At 74.6% G+C, this 24867-nt stretch carries 25 protein-coding genes; 9 read left to right on the plus strand and 16 right to left on the minus strand.

The annotated features are described in order from the left end of the window. Positions 1–15: 15 nt before the first annotated feature. Together HS045_RS04100 and HS045_RS04105 are read right to left on the minus strand one after the other, a co-directional pair. The gene (locus tag HS045_RS04100; protein WP_307827376.1) at positions 16–1737 is read right to left on the minus strand and encodes a hypothetical protein; all 1722 of its coding nucleotides are present in this window, start codon (positions 1735–1737) and stop codon (positions 16–18) included. Further along, positions 1713–2492, minus strand: coding sequence for an ABC transporter ATP-binding protein (locus HS045_RS04105; protein WP_196449819.1), 780 nt, complete (start codon positions 2490–2492; stop codon positions 1713–1715). Before HS045_RS04105 ends, HS045_RS04100 begins: the two co-directional genes overlap by 25 nt. Before the next feature lie 144 nt (positions 2493–2636). On the opposite strand from HS045_RS04105, the gene HS045_RS04110 reads away from it, so the two are divergent. The 5 genes from HS045_RS04110 to HS045_RS04130 all read left to right on the plus strand — a co-directional run bounded on the left by HS045_RS04110 (position 2637) and on the right by HS045_RS04130 (position 7916). Continuing rightward, entirely contained in the window at positions 2637–4238 is a 1602-nt protein-coding gene (locus HS045_RS04110; RefSeq protein ID WP_196449820.1) for an acyl-CoA carboxylase subunit beta, read from the plus strand. Continuing rightward, complete coding sequence (locus tag HS045_RS36375) at positions 4235–4432, plus strand: acyl-CoA carboxylase subunit epsilon (RefSeq protein WP_196449821.1); 198 nt, start codon at positions 4235–4237, stop codon at positions 4430–4432. The genes HS045_RS04110 and HS045_RS36375 overlap by 4 nt, the downstream gene beginning before the upstream one ends. A 101-nt stretch (positions 4433–4533) precedes the next feature. Then, positions 4534–5475 (plus strand): NYN domain-containing protein, encoded by a 942-nt coding sequence (locus HS045_RS04120; protein WP_196449822.1) that lies wholly within the window; start codon positions 4534–4536, stop codon positions 5473–5475. 298 nt (positions 5476–5773) lie between these two features. After that, entirely contained in the window at positions 5774–7387 is a 1614-nt protein-coding gene (locus tag HS045_RS04125; protein ID WP_196449823.1) for an Ada metal-binding domain-containing protein, read from the plus strand. A 28-nt stretch (positions 7388–7415) separates the two neighbouring features. Continuing rightward, on the plus strand, positions 7416–7916 hold the full coding sequence (locus HS045_RS04130; RefSeq protein WP_196449824.1) for a methylated-DNA--[protein]-cysteine S-methyltransferase: 501 nt from the start codon (positions 7416–7418) through the stop codon (positions 7914–7916). Between the two features lie 67 nt (positions 7917–7983). On the opposite strand, the gene HS045_RS04135 is transcribed toward HS045_RS04130, so the two are convergent. After that, on the minus strand, positions 7984–8640 hold the full coding sequence (locus HS045_RS04135; protein WP_307827377.1) for a response regulator transcription factor: 657 nt from the start codon (positions 8638–8640) through the stop codon (positions 7984–7986). Positions 8641–8777: 137 nt separating this feature from the next. After that, positions 8778–9755: a HAMP domain-containing sensor histidine kinase gene (locus tag HS045_RS04140; protein WP_196449826.1), complete on the minus strand. Its 978-nt coding sequence runs from the start codon at positions 9753–9755 to the stop codon at positions 8778–8780. Between the two features lie 220 nt (positions 9756–9975). On the opposite strand from HS045_RS04140, the gene HS045_RS04145 reads away from it, so the two are divergent. The 4 genes from HS045_RS04145 (at position 9976) to HS045_RS04160 (ending at position 13260) form a co-directional block, all read left to right on the plus strand. Further along, entirely contained in the window at positions 9976–10692 is a 717-nt protein-coding gene (locus tag HS045_RS04145; protein ID WP_196449827.1) for an SPFH domain-containing protein, read from the plus strand. 41 nt (positions 10693–10733) lie between these two features. Then, positions 10734–11006 (plus strand): hypothetical protein, encoded by a 273-nt coding sequence (locus HS045_RS04150; RefSeq protein ID WP_196449828.1) that lies wholly within the window; start codon positions 10734–10736, stop codon positions 11004–11006. Positions 11007–11143: 137 nt separating this feature from the next. Next, positions 11144–11602, plus strand: coding sequence for a CBS domain-containing protein (locus tag HS045_RS04155; protein WP_196449829.1), 459 nt, complete (start codon positions 11144–11146; stop codon positions 11600–11602). Positions 11603–11973: 371 nt separating this feature from the next. Next, positions 11974–13260, plus strand: coding sequence for an SLC13 family permease (locus HS045_RS04160; protein ID WP_196449830.1), 1287 nt, complete (start codon positions 11974–11976; stop codon positions 13258–13260). Between the two features lie 45 nt (positions 13261–13305). Here HS045_RS04160 and HS045_RS04165 read toward each other — a convergent pair whose 3' ends face one another. The 12 genes from HS045_RS04165 to HS045_RS04220 all read right to left on the minus strand — a co-directional run bounded on the left by HS045_RS04165 (position 13306) and on the right by HS045_RS04220 (position 24731). Continuing rightward, the gene (locus HS045_RS04165) at positions 13306–14283 is read right to left on the minus strand and encodes a hypothetical protein (protein WP_196449831.1); all 978 of its coding nucleotides are present in this window, start codon (positions 14281–14283) and stop codon (positions 13306–13308) included. Then, positions 14280–15032 (minus strand): hypothetical protein, encoded by a 753-nt coding sequence (locus HS045_RS04170; protein WP_196449832.1) that lies wholly within the window; start codon positions 15030–15032, stop codon positions 14280–14282. The genes HS045_RS04165 and HS045_RS04170 overlap by 4 nt, the downstream gene beginning before the upstream one ends. A 161-nt stretch (positions 15033–15193) precedes the next feature. Continuing rightward, the gene (locus HS045_RS04175) at positions 15194–18031 is read right to left on the minus strand and encodes a hypothetical protein (RefSeq protein WP_196449833.1); all 2838 of its coding nucleotides are present in this window, start codon (positions 18029–18031) and stop codon (positions 15194–15196) included. 76 nt (positions 18032–18107) lie between these two features. Further along, entirely contained in the window at positions 18108–18548 is a 441-nt protein-coding gene (locus tag HS045_RS04180) for a pilus assembly protein TadG-related protein (RefSeq protein WP_307827378.1), read from the minus strand. Then, entirely contained in the window at positions 18545–18988 is a 444-nt protein-coding gene (locus HS045_RS04185; RefSeq protein WP_196449834.1) for a TadE/TadG family type IV pilus assembly protein, read from the minus strand. The genes HS045_RS04180 and HS045_RS04185 overlap by 4 nt, the downstream gene beginning before the upstream one ends. Next, positions 18979–19488: a TadE/TadG family type IV pilus assembly protein gene (locus HS045_RS04190; protein WP_307827379.1), complete on the minus strand. Its 510-nt coding sequence runs from the start codon at positions 19486–19488 to the stop codon at positions 18979–18981. The genes HS045_RS04185 and HS045_RS04190 overlap by 10 nt, the downstream gene beginning before the upstream one ends. Next, on the minus strand, positions 19469–19747 hold the full coding sequence (locus HS045_RS04195) for a Flp family type IVb pilin (protein ID WP_230883423.1): 279 nt from the start codon (positions 19745–19747) through the stop codon (positions 19469–19471). The genes HS045_RS04190 and HS045_RS04195 overlap by 20 nt, the downstream gene beginning before the upstream one ends. Beyond that, positions 19744–20730 (minus strand): type II secretion system protein, encoded by a 987-nt coding sequence (locus tag HS045_RS04200; protein WP_196449835.1) that lies wholly within the window; start codon positions 20728–20730, stop codon positions 19744–19746. Before HS045_RS04200 ends, HS045_RS04195 begins: the two co-directional genes overlap by 4 nt. Continuing rightward, a complete protein-coding gene (locus HS045_RS04205) occupies positions 20723–21610 on the minus strand; it encodes a type II secretion system F family protein (protein ID WP_196449836.1) in 888 nt (295 codons plus the stop codon). Before HS045_RS04205 ends, HS045_RS04200 begins: the two co-directional genes overlap by 8 nt. After that, a complete protein-coding gene (locus HS045_RS04210) occupies positions 21607–22908 on the minus strand; it encodes a CpaF family protein (RefSeq protein ID WP_196449837.1) in 1302 nt (433 codons plus the stop codon). The genes HS045_RS04205 and HS045_RS04210 overlap by 4 nt, the downstream gene beginning before the upstream one ends. Positions 22909–22972: 64 nt before the next feature. Continuing rightward, positions 22973–24025 carry a hypothetical protein gene (locus tag HS045_RS04215; RefSeq protein WP_307827380.1) on the minus strand — a complete coding sequence of 351 codons (1053 nt, stop codon included), beginning with the start codon at positions 24023–24025 and terminating at the stop codon, positions 22973–22975. A gap of 1 nt (position 24026) precedes the next feature. Then, entirely contained in the window at positions 24027–24731 is a 705-nt protein-coding gene (locus HS045_RS04220) for a hypothetical protein (RefSeq protein ID WP_196449838.1), read from the minus strand. Between the last annotated feature and the right edge of the window lie 136 nt (positions 24732–24867).

A 24867-nucleotide genomic window follows, 5' to 3' on the forward strand; every position in this document is an offset into this window, starting at 1 on the left:
ACCAATCGGTGTCACTCAGGCGGGCTGCGAGATCGACGCCAGGAGCTCCGGATACCGGGCGAAGGCGAGGTTCCCGGCGATCCTGCGGCCGACCGCGGCGATCAGCACGCCGTACGGCAGGGCGAGCGCGCAGACCCAGGTGAGGCCGAGCAGCACGGGCAGCGCGACGGGCAGGGCGAGCACGGCGGTGCCGATCATCGTGCCGAACGACCCGGCGAAGGCGATGCCGCCCTGGCCCGGGGCCGCGCCGGTGAAGGCGTTGAGCCGCTCCGGCACGGTGTACGGCATCAGCACGCTGCTCAGCGCGCCCGCGCCCAGGCCCACCCCCAGCACGCCCCAGGCGGTGAGCGTCGCGGGCACCGCCCAGACCGGGTTCCCGGCCAGGAAGGCGGCGACCACGGCCAGCACGGCGAGCGCGGGAGCCGCGATCACCGCCACGGCCAGGTGCCGCCCGGCCAGGTCGGTCCGCCAGTCGCGGGCCGTGCCGTACACCATGGAGTTCATCCACAGCGAGCGGCCGTCGATGCCGAAGGAGTTGCACGACTGCAGGCCGATCATCAGCCCGCCCAGGCAGGCGGGGCCGATGGCGAGCACCGGGCCGGGGGTCCCGCCCTCGCCCCCGTTGAGGGAGAAGGCCATCACGCCGGTGATCGCCAGGGCGGCGAACCAGCCGACCCGGCCGCGGGGGTCGCGGCGGGCGTACCGGAGCTCCTTGGTGGCGACCGCGGCGAGCGGGCCGTCGGGCAGGAACCGGGCCAGCAGCCCGCGGGAGTTGCGCACGGAGGCCCCCTCGGTGGAGGCGTCCGCGGTGACCATGGCCCGGCGCAGGGCGGCGATCCACAGGAAGCCGAGTCCGGCGGCCAGGGCCGCCAGGAGGACCACCTCGGCCAGGGCCGCGAGCCCGCCGTCGGCGACGGCGTGCGCGGCCAGGCCCGGCGGGGTCCAGCGCAGCACCGCGGCGATCTCGCGCAGCATCGCCTGCGGATCGCCGGAGAAGCCGTGGTTGAGCAGGAGGTTGGGCAGCTGGGCGGCCAGGATGAAGAAGATCACCGAGACCGCGAGCACGTCCCTGCCGCGGCGGGTGCGCAGCACGCCGGAGAGCGAGGTGGTGACCAGCCGCGAGGTGACGATGCACAGGACGAACTGGAGCAGCACGGCCGCCGTGCCGAGCAGCACGCCGCCGGCGCCCGCCGCCAGGCCGGCGATCGCGCCGAACGTGACGAACAGCGTGGCGGCCGGCCAGACGCCGGTGACCGCGGCGGTGAACATGCCGGCCGCGAGCCGGCCCGTGCTCAGCGGGAACAGCGCGAGGCGGGACGGGTCGAGCGTGTCGTCCAGGCCGAAGGCGAGCAGCGGGACGACCACCCAGCCGACCAGGATCGCGGTGAACAGCAGGGTCACCGCGTCGGCGGCGACCTGCGGGGGCGCCGAGCGGAGCATGGCCATGGCGGAGAAGCCCAGGCCCGCGACGACGAGCGCGGCCAGCAGGGTGAAGACGAAGCCGAGCATCCGGGTGGTGTCGCCGCGCAGGTTCCCGGCGATCAGCCGGAGCTTGAGCCGGGCGAACACCGCGGGCCCCACGGCGACGGCGCCCGTGCCGGGGTGCGTGCCCGCCGCGCCCCGGCCGGGACCCGCGCCCGCACCCCCCGGGTCCGCGCCGGGACCCGCGCCCGTTCCGGGGTCCGCGGCGGACCCGGGGAAACCGCCGCCGCTCACGCCGAGGTCGCGCCCAGCCACGAGAGTCCCTCCCCTCCGCCCTCGTGCCCGGCGTGCGCGCCGACCAGGCCGAGGAACGCCTCGTTGAGGCTCCGCCCGCCGCGCACCTCGTCCAGCGGGCCCTGCGCGACGATCCGGCCGCGGCTCATCACCGAGACCCAGTCGCACAATCGCTCGACCAGCTCCATGACGTGGCTGGAGAAGACGACGGTGGAGCCGGAGGCGGTGTAGCGCCGGAGCACCTCGACCAGCGTGTTGGCGCTGACCGGGTCGACGCCCTCGAACGGCTCGTCGAGGAAGAGCACCCGGGGGTTGTGCAGCAGCGCGGCGGCCAGGCCGATCTTCTTGCGCATGCCGGTGGAGTAGTCGACGACCAGCTTGTCGGCCGACTCCGTCAGGTCCATGACCCGCAGCAGCTCCTCGGCGCGCCGCTGCACCTCGTCCTTGGGGATGCCCCGGAGCTGGCCGTTGTAGGACAGCAGCTCGCGGCCCGACAGGCGCTCGAACAGGCGCAGCCCCTCGGGCAGGACGCCGATGCGGGCCTTGACCGCGACCGGGTCGCGCCAGACGTCGGCGCCGTCGATCCACACGCCGCCGCCGTCCGGGCGGAGCAGGCCCGTGACCATGCTCAGCGTGGTCGTCTTGCCGGCGCCGTTGGGACCGACCAGCCCGGCGAAGCTGCCGTGCGGCACCACGAGGTCGACACCGCCCACGGCCACCTGCTGCCCGAACCTCTTCAGCAGCCCCTGTGTCCGCACCGCATCCGCAACGTCCATTACGGCCCCTATTTTGCCAAATTTACGGTTTGCCCAGCCTATCCCTACGCGGTGCGACGAACGCACGCCCCTGGTGGTTCCGGCTGTCAGCGAACGGTTACCCTGCTGGGATGGACCTCCGGAGATGCGAGCAGGAGCCGCCGAATGAGCGCTGAGCCGGTTTCCCCCGGGATCGACATCCACACCACGGCGGGCAAGATCGCCGACCTGGAGCGCCGACTGGACGAGGCCGCCCACGCCGGCTCCGCCCGCGCCGTGGAGAAGCAGCACGCCAAGGGCAAGATGACCGCCCGCGAGCGGGTCACCGCGCTGCTGGACCCGGGCAGCTTCGTGGAGTTCGACGAGCTGGCCCGGCACCGGTCCACGAGCTTCGGCCTGGAGCGCGAACGCCCCTACGGCGACGGGGTGGTGACCGGCCACGGCACGGTGGACGGCCGCCCGGTCGCGGTGTTCGCCCAGGACTTCACGGTGTTCGGCGGGTCGCTGGGCGAGGTCTTCGGCGAGAAGATCGTCAAGGTCATGGACCACGCGCTCAAGACCGGCTGCCCGGTGATCGGCATCAACGACTCCGGCGGGGCCCGCATCCAGGAGGGCGTCGTCTCCCTCGGCCTCTACGCCGAGATCTTCAAACGGAACGTGCACGCCTCCGGCGTGATCCCGCAGATCTCCCTGGTCATGGGCCCGTGCGCGGGCGGCGCGGTCTACTCGCCCGCCCTCACCGACTTCGTCCTGATGGTCGCGGAGAAGTCGCACATGTTCATCACCGGCCCGGACGTCATCAAGACGGTCACCGGCGAGGAGGTGACCTTCGAGGAGCTCGGCGGCGCGCACACGCACAACTCCCGCTCGGGCGTGGCGCACTACGAGGCCTCCGACGAGGCCGACTGCCTGGAGTTCGCCCGGGCGCTGCTGTCCTACCTGCCGTCCAACAACATGGACGAGGCCCCGGTGTTCGAGGCCGATCCGGCCATCGACGTCACCGAGGCCACCGAGGCCGACCGCGGGCTCGACACGCTGATCCCGGACTCCGCCAACCAGCCGTACGACATGCACACGGTGATCGAGTCCGTGCTGGACGACGGCGAGTTCCTGGAGCTGCACGCCCAGTTCGCGCCCAACATCCTGGTCGGCTTCGGCCGGGTCGAGGGGCGCTCGGTGGGCGTCGTCGCCAACCAGCCGATGAGCTTCGCCGGCACGCTCGACATCGCGGCCTCGGAGAAGGCCGCGCGGTTCGTGCGCACCTGCGACGCCTTCAACGTCCCCGTGCTGACGTTCGTCGACGTCCCCGGCTTCCTGCCCGGCACCGACCAGGAGTGGAACGGCATCATCCGCCGCGGCGCCAAGCTGCTGTACGCCTACGCCGAGGCGACCGTGCCGCTGGTCACGGTGATCACCCGCAAGGCGTACGGCGGCGCCTACGACGTCATGGGCTCCAAGCACCTGGGCGCCGACGTCAACCTGGCCTGGCCGACCGCGCAGATCGCGGTGATGGGGGCGCAGGGCGCGGTCAACATCCTCTACCGGCGCGAGCTCGCCTCCGCCGCCGATCCGGACGCCGAACGGGCCCGGCTCGTCACCGAATACGAGGACACCCTCGCCAACCCGTATCTCGCGGCCGAAAGAGGGTATGTGGACGCGGTGATCCGACCGTCCGACACCCGCGTCCAGATCGTCAGGGCGCTGCGCGCGCTGCGCAACAAGCGCGCGGTCCTGCCACCGAAGAAGCATGGGAACATCCCGCTATGACCCATTTGAAGATCGTCCGGGGCGACGCGACCGCCGAAGAGGTCGCCGCCCTGATCCTCGCCCTGGCCGCACGGAGCACTTCGCCCGTAAAAGTCACACAAAAATCAGAAAACTGGCGTAATCCAGCTCACCGAATGCGAAAGGCATTTCCTTTCGGACAAGGCGCGTGGAGATCGAGCGGGCTGCCAAGATAGATCCCCGGAACAGGGTGTCAAGTCGCGCGAGAGTTGGGACCATCTAAGAAATGGGCGCATATAGTCAGCCGATCAGCTAGCCACGAGGCCTGGAGGACGACATGGCCATCCTTGACCTCACCGCTCACCCCGTCGCCGCGAAGTACGCCGTGCTGGTCGACGTGGGCTACCTGTACGCCGCGGCGGGCGAGGTGCTGCTGGGCGCCAAGGAGCGCAAGGAGTACAAGGTCGCCGCGGACGAGCTGATCCAGTCGCTGCAGAAGCACGCCGAGGCGCGCATCCACGGCGAGCTGCTCCGCATCTACTGGTACGACGCCGCCCGCGACCGCGTGCCCACCGTCGACCAGCGCGTCATCGCCCAGCTGCCCTGGGTCAAGGTCCGCCTGGGCAACCTCAACGCCCGCGGCCAGCAGAAGGGCGTCGACGCGCAGATCAGGAGCGACCTGGAGGCGCTGGCCCGCCACCACGCCGTCAGCGACACGATCCTGCTCGCCGGGGACGAGGACATGGTCCCCGCGGTCGAAGCCGCCCAGGCCTACGGCGTGCGCATCCACCTGTGGGGCGTCGAGCCGCCGTACGGCACCAACCAGGCCGAGCGGCTCGTCTGGGAGGCCGACACGGTCGAGATCCTCAGCGCCGACTTCCTGCGCGACTTCTTCAGCCGCGCCCCCCAGCCCGTCCCGGTCCCGCCGGCCACGCCCTCGCCCGCGCAGGTCTTCGCCGCCCGCACCCCGGCCGCGATCAAGCCGAAGATCCCCGCCGGGCAGGTCACCAAGCTCGGCCCCAACCGCCCCCGGGTCGAGGAGGTCGGCGAGCACGTCGCCCAGAAGTGGATCCTCACCCGCGGCCGCGACAACATCCGCGACCTGCTCCCCGGCCCGCTCCTGCCCACGGTCATCGACACCGAGCTGCTGATCGAGGCGGAGAAGGAGCTCGGCCACTCCCTGCGGCCGTTCCCCGAGGCCCGCGTCTGGCTCCGCGACGGCTTCTGGGCGCGCGTCTACCGCGAGTTCGACCTGGGGGTCGGCATCTCCTCCAAGTGACCGCGACAGGCGCCTCCGGTCCGGACGCTCCAGATCCGGACGCTCCAGATCCGGACGCTCCAGATCCGGGCGGCTCCGGTCCAGGCCGGCGCGATCCGAGCGGCTCCGGTCCGGGCGGCTCCGGTCCAGGCCGGCGCGATCCGAGCGGCTCCGGTCCGGGCGGCTCCGGTCCGGGTCGGCGCGATCCGAGCGGCTCCCTCCGGCGGCGCGACCGCCCGGCGGGCGTTCCCCACGGCGGGCACGGTCATGTCCGATTCCCGCCGGTCGTACGGTCTGCGCTGCGGATAGCGTCGTAGACGTGTCCGTGAGAGAACTCGACTTCGACTCCTGTTACCGTGCCGTCGCCGCGCGGGACGCCCGCTTCGACGGGCGGTTCTACACGGCGGTCACCTCGACCCGGATCTACTGCCGCCCGATCTGCCCGGCCCGCACGCCCGCCTCCCGCAACGTGCGCTTCTACCGGCACGCCGCCTCCGCCGAGGCGGCCGGGTTCCGGCCCTGCCGGCGGTGCCGCCCCGAGCTCAGCCCCGGCGACCCCGGCTGGGACCACCGGGGCGACCTGATCGGCCGGGCGCTCCGGCTGATCGACGAGGGCGCGGCCGACGACGCCGGGGTGGCGGGACTGGCCGGACGGCTGCACGTCACCGAGCGGCACCTGCGCCGGCTGTTCGCCGCCGAGCTCGGCACCGGCCCGCTGGCCGTGGCCCGGACCAAGCGCCTGCTGCTGGCCAAGCAGCTGCTCACCGAGACCGGCCTGCCGATCACCGACGTGGCGTTCGCCTCGGGGTTCGGGAGCGTGCGGCAGTTCAACGCGACGATGAAGGAGACCTACGGCTTCACCCCCGGCGACCTGCGGGCCGCCGCGGGCCGGGGCTCCGCGGGCCGGGGCTCCGCAGGCCGGGGCTCCGCAGGCCGGGCGCCCGGAACGGGGAGCGGAGGCGAGGGCGGGGGCGGTGACGCTCTGACGCTCCGGCTGCACGTGCGGGAGCCGTACGACGCCGGGGCCCTGATGCGGTTCCTGGCCGGCCGGGCGGTCCCCGGGCTGGAACGGGTCCGCGGACCGGGCGGCGCGTACGGCGTCGACGCCTCCGGCGCGCACGACGTCTTCGGCCGGGACGGTGACGCCGGGCCGGGCGGGACGGGCGGGACGGGCGGGACGGGCGGCTGGAGTTACAGCCGGGCCGTCCCCGGCGGGGTGATCACCCTGACCCCCCTGCCCGGTCACGTGCGCCTCGACGCGCGCCTCGGCGACACCCGTCATCTGGCCCGCGTCGTCGCCCGCTGCCGCCGCCTCCTCGATCTCGACGCCGACCCCGGGGCCATCGCCTCCGCCCTCGGCGAGACCGCGCTGGGCCCGCTCGTGCGGGCCCGTCCGGGCCTGCGGGTGCCCGGCGCGTGGGACGGGTTCGAGGTCGCCGTCCGCGCGGTGGTCGGCCAGCAGATCTCCGTCGCCGGGGCCCGCACCATCCTCGGCCGCATCACGGCCCGGGCCGGGCGGCCCGCCGTACCCGGGGCGGAGGCCGGGCTCTCCGGAGCGGACGCGCCGGAGACCGGCCGCCTGTTCCCCACCGCCGACGAGCTCCTGGAAGCCGACCTGGACGGGCTCGGGCTGACCGGGCGGCGGATCGCCACCCTGCGGGCGCTCGCGGAGCGCGTCGCGGGCGGCGCGATCGACCTGGACGGCGCGCAGGAGCCCGGCGAGGCCGTGTCCGAGCTCCTCCGCGTGCCCGGGATCGGGCCCTGGACGGCCGGATACGTCGCGCTGCGGGCGCTGCGCGACCCGGACGCCTGGCCCGAGGGCGACCTGGTGCTGCGGCGGGCCATGGCGTGCCTCGGCATCCCCGACGACCACATCGAACGGTGGCGCCCCTGGCGGGCGTACGCCGCCCTGCACCTCTGGAGCTCCGCATGACCGCCTTCCCGACGACCGAGGAGTCACGATGATCGAGGCGCAGATCCTGCCCACCCCGACCGGGCCGCTGTCGCTGCTCTCCCACGAGGGGGTGCTCGTCGCGGCGGGGTTCACCGCCGACCCCGACGAGATGCTCGCCCGGCTCTCCCCCGCGCTCCGGGCCCTGGGCATGGCCCGGGTCGACGACCTCGGCCACGCGGCGCAGGCCGTACGCGACTATCTGGACGGCGACCTGAAGGCGCTCGACGGCGTGGCGGTGAGCCAGCCCGGCAGCGTCCGGCGGCAGCGGCTGCTCACGGCGCTGCGCGCGGTGCCGCCGGGCGCCACGGTCACCTACGCCGAGCTGGCCGAGCGCGCGGGCATGCCCCGCACGGCCGCCCGGGCCGCGGGCGGGGCCTGCGCGCAGAACCTGATCGCCCCGTTCGTGCCCTGCCACCGCGTCCTGCCGTCCACCGGCGGCTACGGCGGCTACTACTACGGCACGCCGGTCAAGCGGTGGCTGCTCGCCCACGAGGCCGGAACCCTCTGACCGCCCGCCGGAGCCTTCACCCCCGCGCTCCACGCCCGCGTCCGCCCGACCGGCTCGCCGTGCGGCCTCACGGTTCGACCAGTCCGGCCCGGATCGCGTACCTGGTCAGTTCCAGCCGGTCGCGCATGCCGAGTTTCTGCAGGATGTTCGCGCGGTGCCGGTCGACCGTCTTGGCGCTGATGACCAGCGTCTCGGCGATCTCCTTGGAGGAGTTCCCCTCGGCGATCAGCTTGACGATCTCCTCCTCCCGGGGGGTCAGGATGCTCTCGGGCAGGCGCCCGCCCTGCCGGTCGCGCTGCAGGTACTCGCGGATGAGCGCGGTGACGGCGCCCGGGTAGAGGAAGGGCTCGCCGCGTACGGCCGCCCGGCAGGCCTCCAGCAGGTCCCGGTCGGCGACCGACTTGAGCACGTAGCCCGAGGCGCCGGCCTTGAGCGACTCGAAGAAGTACTGCTCGTTGTCGTACATGGACAGCATCAGGATGCGGATGCCCGGAGCCCGCCGGGAGATCTCCCTGGCGGCCTGGATCCCGGTCATCCGGGGCATCGCGATGTCCAGGATCGCCAGGTCGACCTCCGCCTCCGAGGCGGCCTCGACCGCCTCGGCGCCGTCCGCGGCCTCCGCGACGACCGTCAGGTCCGGCTCTGCGTCGAGGATCAGCCGGAGCCCGCGCCGGACCAGGGCATGATCGTCCGCCAGCAGGATCCGCGTCGGGGAAGGGTTCACCGGGTTCATCTCCGATCCGCCGTCGCAGGCACGAAAGGGTTCACCGGCTTCATCTCCGATCCGCCGTCGCAGGCACGAAAGGGTTCACCGGGTTCATCCCCGGTCCGCCGTCGCAGGCATGAAAGGGTTCACCGGGTTCATCCCCGGTCCGCCGTCGCAGGCACGACCAGGCGCACCTCGGTGCCGCCGCCGGGGGCGGGGGCGAAGGTCAGGCGGGCGCCGATGAGGAGCGCGCGCTCCCGCATGCCGCGGATGCCCGCGCCCTCCCTGAGCTCCCCTCCCCGCCCGTCGTCCGTGATGCGCAGGACCACCGCGCCCTCCTCGGCGGTCAGCGAGAGCTCCGCCCGGGTGGCGCGGGCATGCCTGGCCACGTTCGTCAGACCCTCCTGCGCGATCCGGTAGAGGACGAGCTCCGCCGCGGGCCCCAGCCCGGGCAGGTCGGCGGCCAGCTTGCGGACCACCCGCACACCGCTGGTCTGGGAGAACTCCGCCGCCAGGCTGTTGAGCGCGCTGAGCAGCCCCAGGTCCTCCAGGACGCCGGGGCGGAGCCTGCGGGCGACCTGGCGCACCTCGTCCAGGCTGGCGCGGACCGTCTCCTGCACGGCGTGGAGCTCCTCCCGCAGGTCCTCCGGCGCGCGGTCCACCACCCGCTTCAGGCCGAGCAGCACCACGGTGAGGCTCTGGCCGATCTCGTCGTGCAGCTCCCGGGCGATGCGCTGCCGCTCGCCCTCCTGCGCGGCCAGCGCGTGCGCGCTGCTCGCGTTGCGCTCCGCCTCCAGCCGGTCGAGCATCGCGTTGAAGGCGTCGATCACGTACGTGAGGTCGCCGTTGCCGCTGTCGGTGAGCCGGTCGCTCGGCCTCAGCAGGTCCACCCGCTGCATGAGCGCGGTGAGCGCGCCGAGCGGGGCCAGGCTGGTGCGGAGCAGCAGCGCGTTGGCGGCGAGGATCAGCGCCAGCCCGACCGCCAGGACCGGCACCTCGGTGAGCAGGACCGGCGAGGAGACCGTGGCGGGCGAGATCGCCAGGACGAGCGTGCCGACCGTGAAGACCAGGCCGTTGATCGCGAACAGCCTGCGGAACAGCGCCTGCGCCGGTGTCCTCTGGGAATCGCCCATGTCTCCACCCTCATCGCGACCGGGCCCGTCCGTCCATGCGGGGCGCCCCCCACCGGGCCGCGTCTCCTCCCCTTCCCCCCTGGTCCTTCTACATATCGTCCCCCACCGGAGATGGGTGTCGGCCCCGATGGTCCCGCGAGAGGGTCAGGCAGACAATTGAAACAGGGCGATTCGCGCAAAATGTCCAAAAACGGGGCAGTCAGCTCAGGAGGGGGACGTCATGACCGTACTCGGGAACGATCCGCAGACGACACTCGCCGTCGAGGCACTGCCCGCCTGGATCGTCGCGGGCACCGTGGCGCTGGGCGCGCTCGCGGCCCTCGCCTCCTGCTCGGTCCGCCTCGTCCGCCCCGGCGAGCGCCTCGTCGTGTTCAGGCTCGGCCGTCCGGCCGGGGTGCGGGGTCCGGGGATCGTCCTCGTGCTGCCGCTCCTGGAGCGCGGCGTACGGGTCCCGCTCCATCCGGTCCGCATCGACCTGCTCTGGCTGGAGGCCACCACCCGCGACGGCGTGGCCGTGACGGTCAACGGCGCCGTGTTCGCGGCGGTGCGCGACCCGGTCCGCCACTGCCTGGCCGGGGAGTCTCCGCTCTCCGCAGTGACCGCCGCGGCGGAGGACGGGGTCCGCCGCCACGTCGCCGGACGCGACCTGGCGGAGCTGTACGCACCGCCCGGCGGTGAACTGCGCGAGCCGGCCTCCCGGATCACCGGCAGGACCCGGGAGCTGGGCGTCGAGGTCACCCGCGTCGAGCTCGGCCGCATCGAGGTCCCGCTCAGCACGGGTCTGATCCGCTGGGCGGAGGGCTTCAGCGCCCGCACCCGCCCGGCCGCCCGCAGCCGGCCGTCCCTCGCCCGCACCCGCCCGGCCGCCCGCAGCCGACCGGTCCGCACCCGGCAGGAGCGCTCCCGAGCGGACCGCGTCCTCCACCCGCGCCCCTGACCCGTCCTTCTCCACTCCGCCCACACGAACGGAGGAACAACATGGACATCACCCACACCACCGTCCCGGGCACCGGAACCGTGCACCACTTCGAGACCAGGGACGGACAGCGGTTCTGCGTGCTGGTGGACGAGAACGACCGCCTCTCCCTGATGATCTACGGCCCCGACGACCCCGACCTCGCGGTGGAGTGCGTCGTCATGGAGCGCGACGAGGCCGCTCAGGTCGCGGAGATCCTCCAGCCCCGGCCCATCGCCGACCGGATCGCCGACCTCGAACACCGGGTCGCCGCACTCACCGGAGGGCCGTCGTGACGAGAACGGGCAGGGAAGGCGTGCCTTTCCCGGGGATCCGGGAGAGGCACTTCCCGATCCCGGCGGCGCCCGCCCCCGACAGGAAACGCCACCGCCCGGAATCGGGCCGCACCCGGAGAGCCCGGAGGGACGGTGTCATGCAGGCACGCGATATCGCCGTGAAACTGCCCACGGTGACGGTCCAGGACCCGGTCACCCGAGCGGTGCGGGTGATGACGCTGGCCCGCCTGCCGGGACTGATCGTCGTCGACGACGACTCGCGACCCCGCATGGTGCTGCCCGGCACCCAGGTGCTGCGGATGACGGTCCCCGGCGCCTACCAGGAGGATCCGGCGCTCACCCGGACCGTCGACGAGGCCCGTGCCGACCTGTTCTGGCAGGAGCAGGGCGATCTGACGGTGGGCGACTGCCTGCCGCGCCAGCCCGTCAAGCCCGCCACGGTGGCCCTCGACGCGACGCTGCTGGAGGTGGCGGCCCTCATGGCACGGCTGCGCAGCCCGCTGGTGGCGGTGGTCGACCACACGGGGGTCCTGTTCGGCACGATCACCCTGGACCGCCTGCTCACCAGCCTGGCCCTCGCCGGCCCGGACGACTGACCCCGCCGGGGCGCTCCCGGACCGCTCCGCGCGGAGCGCCCCGGACGGTCTTCCAGGCCGGAGCCCCGCGGAGCGCCCCGGCCGGATCCTTCCCGCGCGCCGTACACCGCCCCGGTCCCGTTCCTCGCGCCGTACACCGCCCCGGTCCCTTCCCGCGCGCCCGGGATCCCGCACGTCGCGCGCGACCCCGCACGTCCCGCAGGACCCCGCACATCCCGCGCGACCCCGCACACGCACACGCCGTTCGGAGGCTTTCCCATGCACGACTTCCGGCGACGCCCTCTGGGCATGCCCCGGCTCTCGGCACCGTCCCGCCGGACCCGGCCCACCGCTCCGGCCGCGACCCGGACCGGACCGCCGGGGCGTGACCGATGAGCGCCCTCGCCGCACTCGCCGTCTTCGTGGTGGCGTTCTTCTTCATCGCCACGGAGAAGGCGGACAAGGTCAAGGTGGTGCTCATCGCCGCCGGGGTCATGGCGGTGCTCGGGCTGATCCCCGGCTCGGAGGTGTTCTTCTCCGAGCACGAGGGCGTCGACTGGAACGTGATCTTCCTGCTGCTGGGCATGATGATCATCGTGGGGATCCTCAAGCAGACGGGGGTCTTCGACTACCTCGCCATCTGGGCCGCCAAGAGGTCCCAGGGCAGGCCGTACCGGCTGATGGTGATGCTGATGATCATCACCGCCGTCGCCTCCCCGTTCCTGGACAACGTCACCACGGTCATGCTCGTCGCCCCGGTCACCGTCGTCGTCTGCAACCGGCTGGGCGTCCCCGCCCAGCCCTACCTCATCGCCGAGATCCTCGCCTCCAACATCGGCGGCGCCGCCACGCTCATCGGCGACCCGCCCAACATCATCATCGGCAGCCGGGCCGGGCTGACGTTCAACGACTTCCTCGTCCACATGGCGCCGATCGTCGTGGTGACCTTCACGGGGTTCGTGCTGCTGACCCGCGTGCTGTTCAGGAAGTCGTTCCGCTACCACCCCGACCGCGTGGCCGCCGTCATGGCGCTCCAGGAACGGCGCGCCATCACCGACCCGCGCCTGCTCGTGCGCTGCCTGGTCGTGCTCGGTCTCGTCATCGCCGGCTTCGGGCTGCACTCCGTCCTGCACGTCGAACCGTCGATCGTCGCACTGGTCGGCGCGGGGGTGATGGTCCTGGTGTCGGGCGCCGACGTCCCGGAGACCCTCCGCGAGGTCGAGTGGCCGACCCTGGTGTTCTTCACCGGCCTGTTCGTCATGGTCGCCGGGCTGGTGCACACCGGTGTCATCTCCGCCGTGGGCGGCTGGGCGATCGGCGTGGTGGGCGACGACTTCTTCGGCGCGGCGACCGCGCTGCTGTTCGGTTCCGCCACGCTGGGCGCCTTCTTCGACAACATCCCCTACGTCGCCACCATGGCGCCCGTCGTCGAGGGGCTCGTGGCCCAGGCGCCCGACCCGGCCACCGGGCAGGCGCTGTGGTGGGCCTTCGCGCTGGGCGCCGACTTCGGCGGGAACGGCACCGCGGTGGCCGCCAGCGCCAACGTCGTCGTCATCGGCATCGCCGCCCGCTCCGGCCACCCCATCTCCTTCTGGCGGTTCACCAGATACGGCATCCTCGTCACGGCTCTCAGCTCGCTGGCGGCCTGGGTCTATGTCTGGCTCCGCTACTTCGCCTGAGCCGGCCGGGGCGCCGTGGGGGCGCCGTCAGGGCGCCGTCAGGGCTCAGCCGCCCCGGACGACGCTCTGCACCTCGCCCACCGGGACGTCGCGGGTGGCGCCCACCTGGACGGGGTCGTAGGGGTCGAACGCGAACGGCGCCACGCCGCCCTGGCCCTGCCCCTGGGCCGTCACCTCCCACACCGAGGTCACCGTCAGCTCGTAGACCCCGCGCGGCCGGTCGACCGAGGCCCGCAGGTAGCGGACGCCGCAGGTGAACTCCCGGCCCCTGGCGTACGGCCTGCCGCGCGCGCCGCAGTCCTTCTTCACCTCGGCCCGGTCGGCGGTCGTGCCGGGATCGATCTCGATGTCGTCGAGCGTGGCGGTCACGGTCGCGCTCATGACGCCCGGGAGCGTGGCCGTCACCGACCGCGTGGTCTCCCCCGTCCCGTCCAGCCAGACCCAGGTCGGCAGGTTGACGTAGCTCCTGACGTCCGGGTTCAGCCTGATCCTCGGCTCGGGCACGGTCAGCGCGGCGCGGGCGATGTCGGCGAGCTCGGCCAGGGTGATCCCGCCGGGCGGGGGCGGGGAGCCCTGCGGCACCCACACGTAGGAGTCGAGCCCCTGCGCGCACGCCAGCCCGGCGGGGTCGCCCTCGTTGTGGGCGGGCAGCCACCAGCGGCCCTTCTCGCCGACCTTGTCCTTGAACTGCTCGACGAACTTCTGCTGCGCCTTCGCGTTCTCCCGGTCGCGCGACCACCACGCCTTGCCCCGCTGCTGCTGCGCCAGCATGCCGGAGCCGTCCAGGGACGGTTCGTACCAGCACGGGCGTCTGAGGCGGTAGCCGTCGCCCTTCCCGGCCCCGGCGCCGTTCCCGCTGATCACGATCCGGGAGTTCTTCAGCCAGACACCGGCCCGCCTGCCGTCCTGGGTCACCCCGCCCGACGGCGGCTCGTCCGCCGCCGCGCCCTGGGCGGCGGACGACGTCCCCGCCGTCGCCAGGACCAGCGCCACGATCGCCCCGGCGGCTCCTCTCACGGTCATCGCAGACACCTCTTCGCATCCTCGCTGGGGTACAGGGCGTGGTTGAAGGACTGGATCCGCAGGACGCCGCCGTCCTCGCGCATGTCGGCGACGTGCAGGAAGGGCTCGGCCATCCACGCGTCCCGTTGCGCGGCCTCCCTGCCCGTGCGCGTGTCGACCGTCCGCGTCCCGGCCATGTCCACGCACGCGCCGAGCCGTACGCCGCCCTGCGCGAGCGGCTCGGTCACGAACCCGTACAGCCGGACCGTCCCGTGCAGGGCGTGGTGGTCGCGCCAGTAGGAGGCCACCCAGTCGTAGTCCTGGCGCACCGCCTCCTCGCCGAGCAGGTCGAGGTAGGCGGTGTCGCTCGCGGCCGGATCCCGGTCGCCGAGGGAGACGATCCGCAGGGACCCGGCGTAGTAGGCGCGGAAGGCCGCGACCGCCCCGGCGGTGACCGCGTCGACCGCGGCCGGCGGCTCGACCACCAGCCGCATGTCCGGCCCGGCCTGCACCGCCTCGGCCCGCGGGCTCCGCCCGGCCTCCGGCGTGCCGTCCGCTCCCGGCGGCGGGCCGGAGGGCCCCGGCGCCGCGGTCGCGCCCGCCGTCCCGTCCAGCGGGACGAACGGCGCGGCGTCCGACGGAGCGCACCCCGCGAGCACGAACGCGAGCGGCGCCAGCACGGCCGCCGCGGCCGGCAGCCCGCGCCGGACGGCCAGGACCCCGCGCATGACCGCCGGGAGCCCGCGCCGGACGGCCGGGAGCCCGCGCATGACCGCCGGGAGCCCGCGCCGAGTCGTCCCCGGTGTTCCCCGCCGGCCCTTCCGCAGCCCTCTCCGCCAGGTCCTCCGCGAGGTCCTCCGCGGGCTCTCCACCGGAGCGCCCGTCTCCGCTGGGGTGTCCATACCTGCCTCCGTCCCGGTCCGCGCGCCGTTCATGCCGACGGCACTGAGCGCATCCGCCACGCGGGCAGCAGTTCGTCGATGAGGGCCTCGGTCTCCGGGGCCATCCCGCCCCCGTAGGGGTGGGACGCGGCCCGCCGGTGCAGGGCGTCGGCCACGGCCCGCAGCCGGGCGGGGTCGCCGGTCCGGTGGGTCGCCCGGAGCAGGTCCCGCCAGAGCCCCTCGTCGTCGGCGGCCAGCAGCAGCCCGGCCCGCACCGCGGCCACCGCCCGGCCGGGCTCGCCGGCGGCCAGCCACACCTCGCACGCCCGGTGCGCCGCGTCGGCGACGCCCGCCGCCACGTCGTACTCCAGGTCGTCGGCGGCCAGCCACGCGTAGCGGCCGCGCGGGCGGCCGTTCAGCAGCGGGCCGCGCACCAGGCCGAGCGCCTGCTCCAGCAGCACGGCACGGGCCGCGGCGTCGGCATGGGACCGGCGGACCAGGTCGCGGAAGAGCATCCAGTCGGTCCGCACCTCGGGGCCCAGGCGCAGCCGCCCGGACTCGTCGGCGTACAGGTTGGGCCTGCCCTCGGAGTCGGCGCCCAGCCAGGCGACGACGCGGGCGATGGTGGCGTCCCGGACCACGGCCTGCACGCCGCGCGGCCACAGCACCCCGCCGAGGACGACCGGGTGCACCCCGCCCGGGTGGGTCGCCAGGTAGACGACCATCTCGACGGCGAGCCCGGCCCGGCCCTCCTCCATCGGCGGCGGGCCCGTGATCTCGATCGGGCCGAGGATCCGCACCTCCACCGACGGGTTCGGGGTGACGGGCCCGATCTCGTCGTCCACCGGCTCGCCCTCCAGCCGCCGGGCGGTCAGGAACAGCTCGACCAGGGCGCGGTACTGGCGGCGGGGCAGCAGCTGCGCGGCCACCTCGAAGCCGAGCGCGTCCACCCGGACCCGGCCGTCCCCGTCGATCTCCCAGTTCCACGTCGCGTGCGGGACCTCACCGGCGACGACGTGACCGGTGGCCGTCCGGACGCCCGTACGGGCCAGCACCGCCAGTCTGTCGGCCTCCTCGGCGCTCGGCGGGATCGCCGAGAGCAGGTAGTGCGGCGACCAGACGGGGTCGCCGGCGCGGCCGTGGATCCGCCCGGTGAGCACCTCGGCGCCGTGCCCCCGGTCGGCCGCCGCCCGGGCCTCGGCCTCCAGCTCCGGCAGGACCTCCGCCAGGCCGCTCACCCACCTGATCCGCTCGGGCGCGATCACGGTCAGCTCCTCGCCGAAGCCGACGAGCGTGACGCGCATCCGGTCCGACCAGCGGTTGGTGGCCAGCTCCACGGCGAGCGCGGCCAGGGCCGCGGTGGTCTGCTCCCCCCGGACGGCGATCAGGCCGTGGGCGGCCTCCAGGTCGACGAGCACCCGACCCTCGCCGTCCCCGCCCAGGGAGACCAGCCCCGGGTACGGCGCGGGCGCGCCCGCCAGCGCCGCCTCGTCGAGCATCCGGCCCTCGTGGGCGGGCAGCCGCCAGACCTGGCCCCCGTCGTGGGCGGCCCACGGCGCGGGGGCGTCCGCGTCCGGCGGGTGGATCCACAGGTCGAGGTGGCGCGGGGACAGGTGCGCGGCGTAGACCGTCGGGGGGACCCGCCCGGCCGCCGCCAGGGACCGGCCGAGCAGCCGCAGTCCGATGTCCAGCATCCGGCTCCCGGGGGCGTCCGCGCCGAGCCGCAGCGCGAGCTCCGCCTGGGCCGCGTCCTGCCGGGGGCGGACGATCCGGCGGCCGAACGCCCGGTGCCAGAGCTGCTCCCTGCGCCTGCGCCCGAGCGCCGCCAGCAGGCCGGCCGCGGCCAGCGAGGCCCCGGCCAGGTAGTCGAGCATGCCCGGGCCGGAGTCCTCCGCCTCCGGGGCGGCGGGGTCACGGTCGGCCTCCGGGGCGGAGTCCCGCTCCGCCTGCGCGGGCTGCTCCCGGCCGGCCTGCGCGGGCGGATCGGCCCGCTCCGGGACCGGCTCGGGCCGTACGGCCGGCCGCTCCCGCGACTCGGCGGGGGGCTCCGCGGGCAGGTCGGCCCCGTCCGGGACGACGTACCGGGTCCGGCCGTCGAGCTCGGCGGGCTTCCCCGGATGGTCGTCGAGGGTGGCGGGGCGGGGCTGGGCGGCGGGCACGACGTGCACGTTGCGCGCGTCGTCCGGCATGTCGAGCACCCAGCCCGGCCTGATCAGGTCGGCGATGCGCAGCCGGCTCCCGTCGGGCTGCTCCTTGTGCTGGTTGAGCCGGTAGATCTCCGGGTAGCGGCGCCCGTCCCCGAGGCACTTCTCGGCGATCTCCCACAGGCTCTCGTGGTGCCGCCCGTGCGGCGGCTGGACCACGTAGACCTTCTTGGCCTTCTCCACCGGGACCAGCGGCGCCCGCTCCGCGGTGGCCGGCGCGGTCGCCGGGGACGTCCCGGCGGCGGCGACGGCGGCCGGGCGGTCGGCGGGCGGACCGGCCGGCCGCAGCAGCGGGACCGCCACGGCCGAGACCGTGAACAGCAGCAGGACCGCCGAGACCAGCCGGTTGGCCAGCGCCTGGGTGCCGCCGGCCAGCGGGACCCGGGCGGGCATGCCGACCCGGCGGATCCCGGCGTACAGCTCGACGAGCACGCACACGGCCAGCTGCAGCCAGGCGAGCCAGACCAGCAGCACCAGGATCGCCACGATCGTGCCGGTGCCCACCTGGCTGGTCAGCACGTCGAGGTCGAGCAGCTCCGGGGTGAGCGGCGGCCCGGCGAGCCGGAGCAGCGCGTACGGGACGCCGCCGAGCAGCGCGACCAGGACGGCCAGCGCGCCGAGCCCGGCGAGCAGGTCGCCGGTCGTGCGCCTCGGCCTGATCCGCATCGGCTGTCGCGTCGGCATGCGTCGTCCTCCGTGTTCCTCCGTGTTCAGATTCGTCGCCCTTCACCCGCCCGGCCAGTGGTTCGGCCCATTCGGTCTAGGTCTCGTCCCCGATGTCGGGGCCGGCGGTGACCGAGGCCTCCATCGCCGCGCCGGGGAAGCCGAGCGCGGCCAGGAAGAACGCCTCCCAGCGGACGGAGACGGTCACCTCCACCTGCTCGCCGCCGGGCTCGCACGCGACCAGCTCGACGTCGCCGCCGCCGTGCGCGGAGACGATCTCCCGGGCCTCACCGCAGACGACGTCGCCCTCCAGCAGCCGCGTCCGGCCGGTCTCCCGCAGATGCTCGACGTCGATCCGGTCGGCGGCGGCCCGGGCCGCCTGCTCGGCGACGTCGGCGGCCCGCAGCCGCGCGTTGATCGCGGCGCCGCCGTCCACCAGGAGTCCGGCCAGCAGGAGGACCGCGGCCGAGAAGAGCACCGTGAAGACCGCCATCGAGCCCCGGTCTCCGCGGTCCGGCCCTTCGGGAAGGCGGCTCACTCCTCGACCCTCCGGAAGCGCTCCAGCGGGACCACCGAGTCGCCCCGGATCTCCTTGGCCGCGCCGAAGCCGAGGAAGCCCAGGTCGAGGGAGCAGGTCACCTCGACCCGGACCTGACCGCCCTCCCTGTCGTCGTCCTCCCCCGCGGGCAGGGTCATGGTCGAGGTGACCTGCGGCTCGCACGCGCCCTCCAGCGAGGTCTCGGCGGCCTCGGCGGCGGCCGCCTCCGCCTCCGCGCCGGTCCGCTCGACCGACGCGGCGCGGGCGGCGTCCCTGGCCGCGCCGTTGACCTCGCCCTGGGCCTCCACGAGGCGTCCCGCGCCGACCAGGAAGAGCAGGAAGAGCAGGAAGACCGGGGCGAGCAGCACCGTCTCGGCCGAGAGCGACCCGCGCTCGCCCCCGTCCCGGCGGTGCACCGAGGCCCGGCGGCTCACTGGCATCCCGCACCGCCGTCGTCGGGGCGGAAGCACTCGACGGGGCCTCCGAAGCGCGCGGTGACGGTGAACGTGGTGGACGGCAGCAGCGGGACGACCTGGACGGCGGTGGCGGTGATCTCGACGCCGCGCCGGTCGCCCTCCTCCCACGCCGTGGCGGTGGCGCCGGAGAGCAGCTCCGGGCCGACCGCCCGGAGCACCTCCGCGGCCCGCGCCTCGGCGTCCTGCCGCCAGGAGTCGGTGTCCAGCCGGGCCAGCCGGGCCCCCTCCCGGGCGGCGGCGTCGGCCACCTGGCGCCCGTGGAACCAGAGGGCGAACTGCACCACGAGCAGGATGACGACCAGCACCACCGGCATGATCATCGCCAGCTCCACGGCGGTGGCGCCCCGTTCCGGGTCACGGCGTCCCCGGACGCCGTACGGCCGGACCCGGCGCGCGCGCAGGCCGTACGGCCGGACCTGGAGCGGGCGGGCGCCGTACGGCCGGTCACGGCTCGTCGTCGCCACCGCCGCCACCTCCGGTGTCAGCGCCACCGCCACCGCCACCGCCACCGCCGCCGAACTGGTCGGAGATCTCCGCCTGCTTGTCCTGGACCAGGGTCCTGATGAGCGTGGCGAGGCCGAGGGCGACCCCGGCGATGATGGCGGTGATGATGACCCACTCGACGGCCGAGGCGCCGCGGGTGGGGGCGTTGCGCGCCCGGTCGAGGCGCACGCTCAGCAGGGCGACCGTATAGACGATCCACGGATGGTTGATCATGGTCATGACCCCAACATCTTCATAGCGGCCGGGAAACTCAGGAAGATCACGAAGCCCGCGCAGAGCAGGAGCTGGGCGACGAGCATCGACTGGGACCGCTCCCCCGCCTGCCCCTCCACCTCGGCCAGCTCGCGCCGGCGCAGGGTGGCCGCGCGGGCGGTCAGGGAGGCGCGGACCTTGGCGCCGTCGTCGGCGACCAGGCCGAGCGCGGCGGACAGGTCGCGCAGCTCGTCCACGTTGATCTCGTCGCCGAGCTGGCCGAGCGCCTGCCACGGGGTGATGCCGACGATCCTGGCGTTGCCGAGCGCCTCGCGGATCCGGGCCATCGCCCAGTTCGCCCCCTCGCCGGAGTCCGCCGCGCCGCCCCCGCCTCCGGCGCCCCCGGCTCCGGGCGCGCCGGACGCCCCCGGCGTGCCGACGGAGACCGCCATCATCAGCGCCTCGGGCACGCCGCGCCCGCCGGCCAGGTTCATCGCCACCAGATCGAGGAAGGCGCCGACCACGTGCCGGAAGTCGCGGCGCATCCGGGCGGCGTCCCGCCGGATCTGCAGGTCGGGCAGGAAGAAGAAGACCACGGCCGCCGCGAGCGCGGCCCACAGCGGCACGGTCGGCGAGACGCCCCATCCCATCAGCGCCAGCCAGCCGGCCAGCAGCGGGAAGGCCAGCAGGCCGGAGGCGGCCAGCAGCGCCTTCGTCGCCAGGAACCCCTCGAAGGACTTGCCGAGCAGCGCCAGGTCGGCCCTGGCGGAGCGGACCTCCCAGCCCCGGGCCGCGTAGAAGCGGGCCAGCCGCAGCCCCAGGCCGCGCCGGAAGGCGCTGACCTCCTCGTCGGGCAGGACGAGCCGCATCCGCGGGGCGTCGGTGCCCTCCCGGGCCGCGTCCAGCGCCAGCAGCCGCGTCACCAGCCCCGGCCGCGCCGGGAACAGCGCCCGGGCCAGCAGGAACACCCCGAGGCCGAGCACCCCTCCGGCGAGCAGCGCCTCAGTCATCGCGGACCTCGCCTCCGGTGGACAGGCCCAGCAGGCGGGCGGGTTTGTCGAAGCGGGCCAGGCGGCGCATCCAGGCGAACCCGGCGCCGAAGAAGCCCGCGACCACGACCAGGACGGCCTGGCCGAGGGCGTCGTCGTACTCGGCGACGTAGTCGGGGTTGAACACCACCAGCATCGCCGCGAAGGCGACCGCCGTGCCGACCACGATCTGCACGCTGCGCCGGGTGGAGCGGCGCTCGGCCTCCACCCGGCGGCGCATGTCGAGCTCCTCGCGGGCCGAGACGGCGAGCGCGCCGAGCACGTCGCGCAGGCCGGGGCCGCGGAGCCGGGAGTTGAGGATCAGCGCGGCGATCACCAGGTCGGCGGAGGGGTCGTCCAGCTCGTCGGCGAACCGGCGGAGCGCGTCGGGCAGCGGCATCCGGGTGTGCAGGCGGTCCACCAGCCCGCGCAGGTGCGGGCGGAGCGTGGGGGACGCGGCCCGGATCGACGACGGGATCGCCTGCTCCAGTCCGGAGGCCCCGGCGATGGTGTCGCGCAGGGACTCGGTCCAGGCGGCCAGCCCCTCCAGCCGGTGCATCGCCGTGCGCTCCTCGGCCGCGCCGCCGGACAGGCCGCGCCAGCCCAGGGCGAGCAGGACGGCGCCGGCCGCCATCACCGGCCACCCGGTCACCAGGAGCACCGCCACTCCGGAGATCACCCCGGCCGCCGTCCGGGTGGACAGGGCCCGCAGGAACTCGCGCCGGGCGGCCTTCCTGCCGGGCGTGGCCGGCCGGGGGCGCACGCCGTACAGGGCGAGGCCGAGCAGGAACAGGCCGCCGCCGACCGCGGCCCCGGCCAGCAGCGCCAGCGGGTCGAACAGCCCCGGCGGGATCGGGATCACGCCCACTCCCCGGGGTCGTAGCCGTGCCGGGCCAGCTCCTCCAGGCAGGACAGCGGCGCGTGCGGCAGGACGCGGCCGTCCGGGGCGGCGGCGAAGACCTCCGAGGAGAGCACCCGGCCGTCGACCCCGGCCACCTCGCGCACGCTCGACACGAAGCGCCGCAGCGTCCCGCCCCTGGCGTACTCGTTGCGCTTCTCGATGAAGACCACGAAGTCGATCGCGCCCGCGATCAGCATGTGGGTCGCGTCGATCGGCAGGCGCTCGACGGCCTGGAGCGCGTAGGTCGCGATCCGGTTGAAGACCTCCATCGAGGAGTTGGCGTGGATGGTGGAGAGCGAGCCGTCGTTGCCCTGGGTCATCGCGTTGAGCATGGTGACGATCTCGTCTCCGAGGACCTCGCCGACGATCACCCGGGAGGGGTTCATCCGCAGGGAGCGGCGGACCAGCTCGGCCATGCTGATCTCGCCCTGGCCCTCGGAGTTGGGCAGCCTCTGCTCGAAGGCCACCACGTTGGGGTGGAGCTCGGGGAACTGGTCGAGGCCGAGCTCCAGCGCGCGCTCGACGGTGATCAGCCGCTCGTGCGGCGGGATCTCGTTGGCCAGCGCCCGCAGCAGGGTCGTCTTCCCGGCGTTCGTGGACCCGGCGATCATGATGTTCTTCCTGGCCGCCACGGCGGCCGACAGGAAGCGGCCCAGCTTCGGGGTGAGCGTGCCGTTGCCCACCAGGTCGCTGAGGAAGACCTTGCCGAGCCGGGCGCGGCGGATGGAGATCGAGGGGCGGACCGTCACGTCCATGACCGCCGAGAGCCGGGAGCCGTCCGGCAGCCGCAGGTCCAGCTGGGGGTTGGCGGTGTCGAACGGCCTGCTGGACAGGCCGCTGTAGGCGGCGAGGATCTGGATCAGCTCGACCAGCTCGTCGTCGGACTCGGCGACCGGCTCGCCCATGAGCTCCTGGCCGTCGGCGTAGCCGATGAAGACCCGGTCGCAGCCGTTGATGTCGATGTTCTCGACCTCGGGGTCGTCGAGCAGCGGCTGGAGCCGGCCCACGCCGAAGAGCGCCGCGTGGATGCCGGAGGCGAGCGCCTCCTCCTCCTCGGCGGTGGGCGGGGTGCGGCCGACGCCGATCTCGCCGCGGGCGTACTCCTCCAGCACCTGAGCGATCAGCGCGCGGGCGAACTGGCGCTCGTCCTCGCCGGTCATCGGGGTCAGGCCGCTCGCCTGGTCCAGCCGCCGCTGGTGGGCCAGCCGGTCGCCGACCTCCTGCCGGAACCGCTTCACCAGGGTGTGGTCGATGCTCATGCGTCCTCCTCCGCCGGCCGCACGGGCGATGCCGCTGCGCCCCTGGTTCGCCCGCTCCGCTCGCTCACGTGCCCTCCTCCCGCCATCCGGCCGGGGCCGGATACGGGGCCGGGGCGCCCTGCGGGGCGGGGGCCTCGCCGTACGGGCCGGGGGCGGTGCGGGACGTCCGGGCGCCCAGGCCGGTGCCCGGGAGGGCGCCCGGGACCGCGCCCCGGAGAGCGCCCGTACCGGGGTCCGCGCCGGGGGCGGTACGCGGTGGCGCGCCCGGGACCGTGGCCGGGACCGTTCCCGGGACCGGGGCTGAGGTCCGTCCCGGGGGTGAGGCCGGCCCCCGGGGCGAGGAGGCCGGTCCCGGGGCGATGGCGTCCCGGGCCTCGCGCGGGACCGCCTCGGCGGCCAGGCGGCCGGCGAGCTCGCGGGCGGTGCGGATCAGCAGCGAGCGGTCCAGCCGGCCGCCCCACTGGCCCCGCAGCAGTTCCGCGCCCTTGGGGTCGTGCGCCAGCCCCGCCACGAAGGCGACGTCCTTGCTGGTGGCGGCCACGATCCGGCGGACGTCCTCGATCGTGCCGCGGTACTGCCGGGGGTCGGCGATCACCACGACCCCGACCCGGGCGCCCCGGGGCATCACGTGCAGGCGCTCGCGCAGGTGCGCGACGTGGTCCAGGCTGCCCCGGGTGAACAGCACCACCAGCCCCGCCTCGGCGATCAGCTCCCCCAGCTCCGGGTGGCCGCCCAGGCGACCGCAGTCGGCCAGCACGTCGGCGCCGGGCAGCCCGGCCAGCGCCCGGCCGAGCGGCCCCCAGAGCCAGGTCAGCCCGGCCGCCTGCTCGCCGTGGGTGAGCCCGGCCAGCACGTCCAGCCCGCCGACGATCTTCTGGGTGTGCTCGTGGATCAGGGCGGTGGTCAGGCCGCGGCGGGCCGTCGCCCCCAGGGTGAGCAGCCCCCGGCCGGGGTTGAGCACGCCGCCGTCGGCGGCCGGCAGCCGGTAGGCGACGTCCCCTCCCGCGGGGTCGCACTCGGCCAGCAGCACCGGGCGCGGCCAGACCGCGCCGAGCGCCGTGGCCGCCGTGGTCACGCCGGGCGCGCCCTTGTCGGCGGCCAGCACGATGAGCGCCACGTCAGTGCGCTCCCGGCAGTTCGGCCAGGGCGATCTCGCCCCGGGAGGAGTAGGTCACGACCGTGGGCGAGACGGCGGCGTCCACGATGATCGTCACCTGCCCGCCGGAGCCGTTCCGGCCCGACGAGCCGACGCGGTGGACGAGCGCGCTCTGCGCGAGGACGCGCCCGGCCGCGGTGCCGGAGTCGCCGCCCCGGCCCGGCACGTGGACGACCTGGACCCGGTCGCCCGGCTGGAGCGTGGCGGGCAGCTGGCCGGGCTTGAGCGCCAGCCCCACCTGGGCCTTGCCCGGACCCAGCTCCGCGCTGGAGGAGACCACCATCTCCCGGGTCAGCAGGGTGCCCGGCAGGAGGGTGACCCGGGCGAAGTTCTCGGCGACGCGGGCGCGCTCGGCGTAGGCCACGTACCCGACGCCGGTGTCGGCGATCTGCACCTCCCGCATCGCGGTCTGGGCGATGGGCTGCCCGGCTCCGACCTGCTGGACGATCTGGATCGCGGCGACCCGGTCGCCGCTGCGCAGCACGAGCAGGGTGGTGGCGAGCGCGCCGCCCAGGATGAGCAGGACGGCGAGCGCCGCGAGCGCGGGTTTGCGCTCCCTCGGGGAGACGGGCAGTTTGCGTGACGCCGGTCCTGACAGGGTGCCCGCCGCGACAGGCCGGTCGGCGTTCACCGGGGTGCGGCTCGATGGCTTCTCGGTTGTCCTCACGGGCGGGGGCTCCCAGAGTGATCATTTTATGGGCTGCTGATCGGGTTTACGCCATTATGCGCACCGTGCCGACATTCTGAAGGCAAAAGCGAGGACCAATGCTCGTTCGGCAGGAACGGGTTTGTCAATGGAGATC

The sequence above is a fragment of the Planomonospora sp. ID82291 genome (assembly GCF_015711645.1).
GTDB lineage: Bacteria > Actinomycetota > Actinomycetes > Streptosporangiales > Streptosporangiaceae > Planomonospora.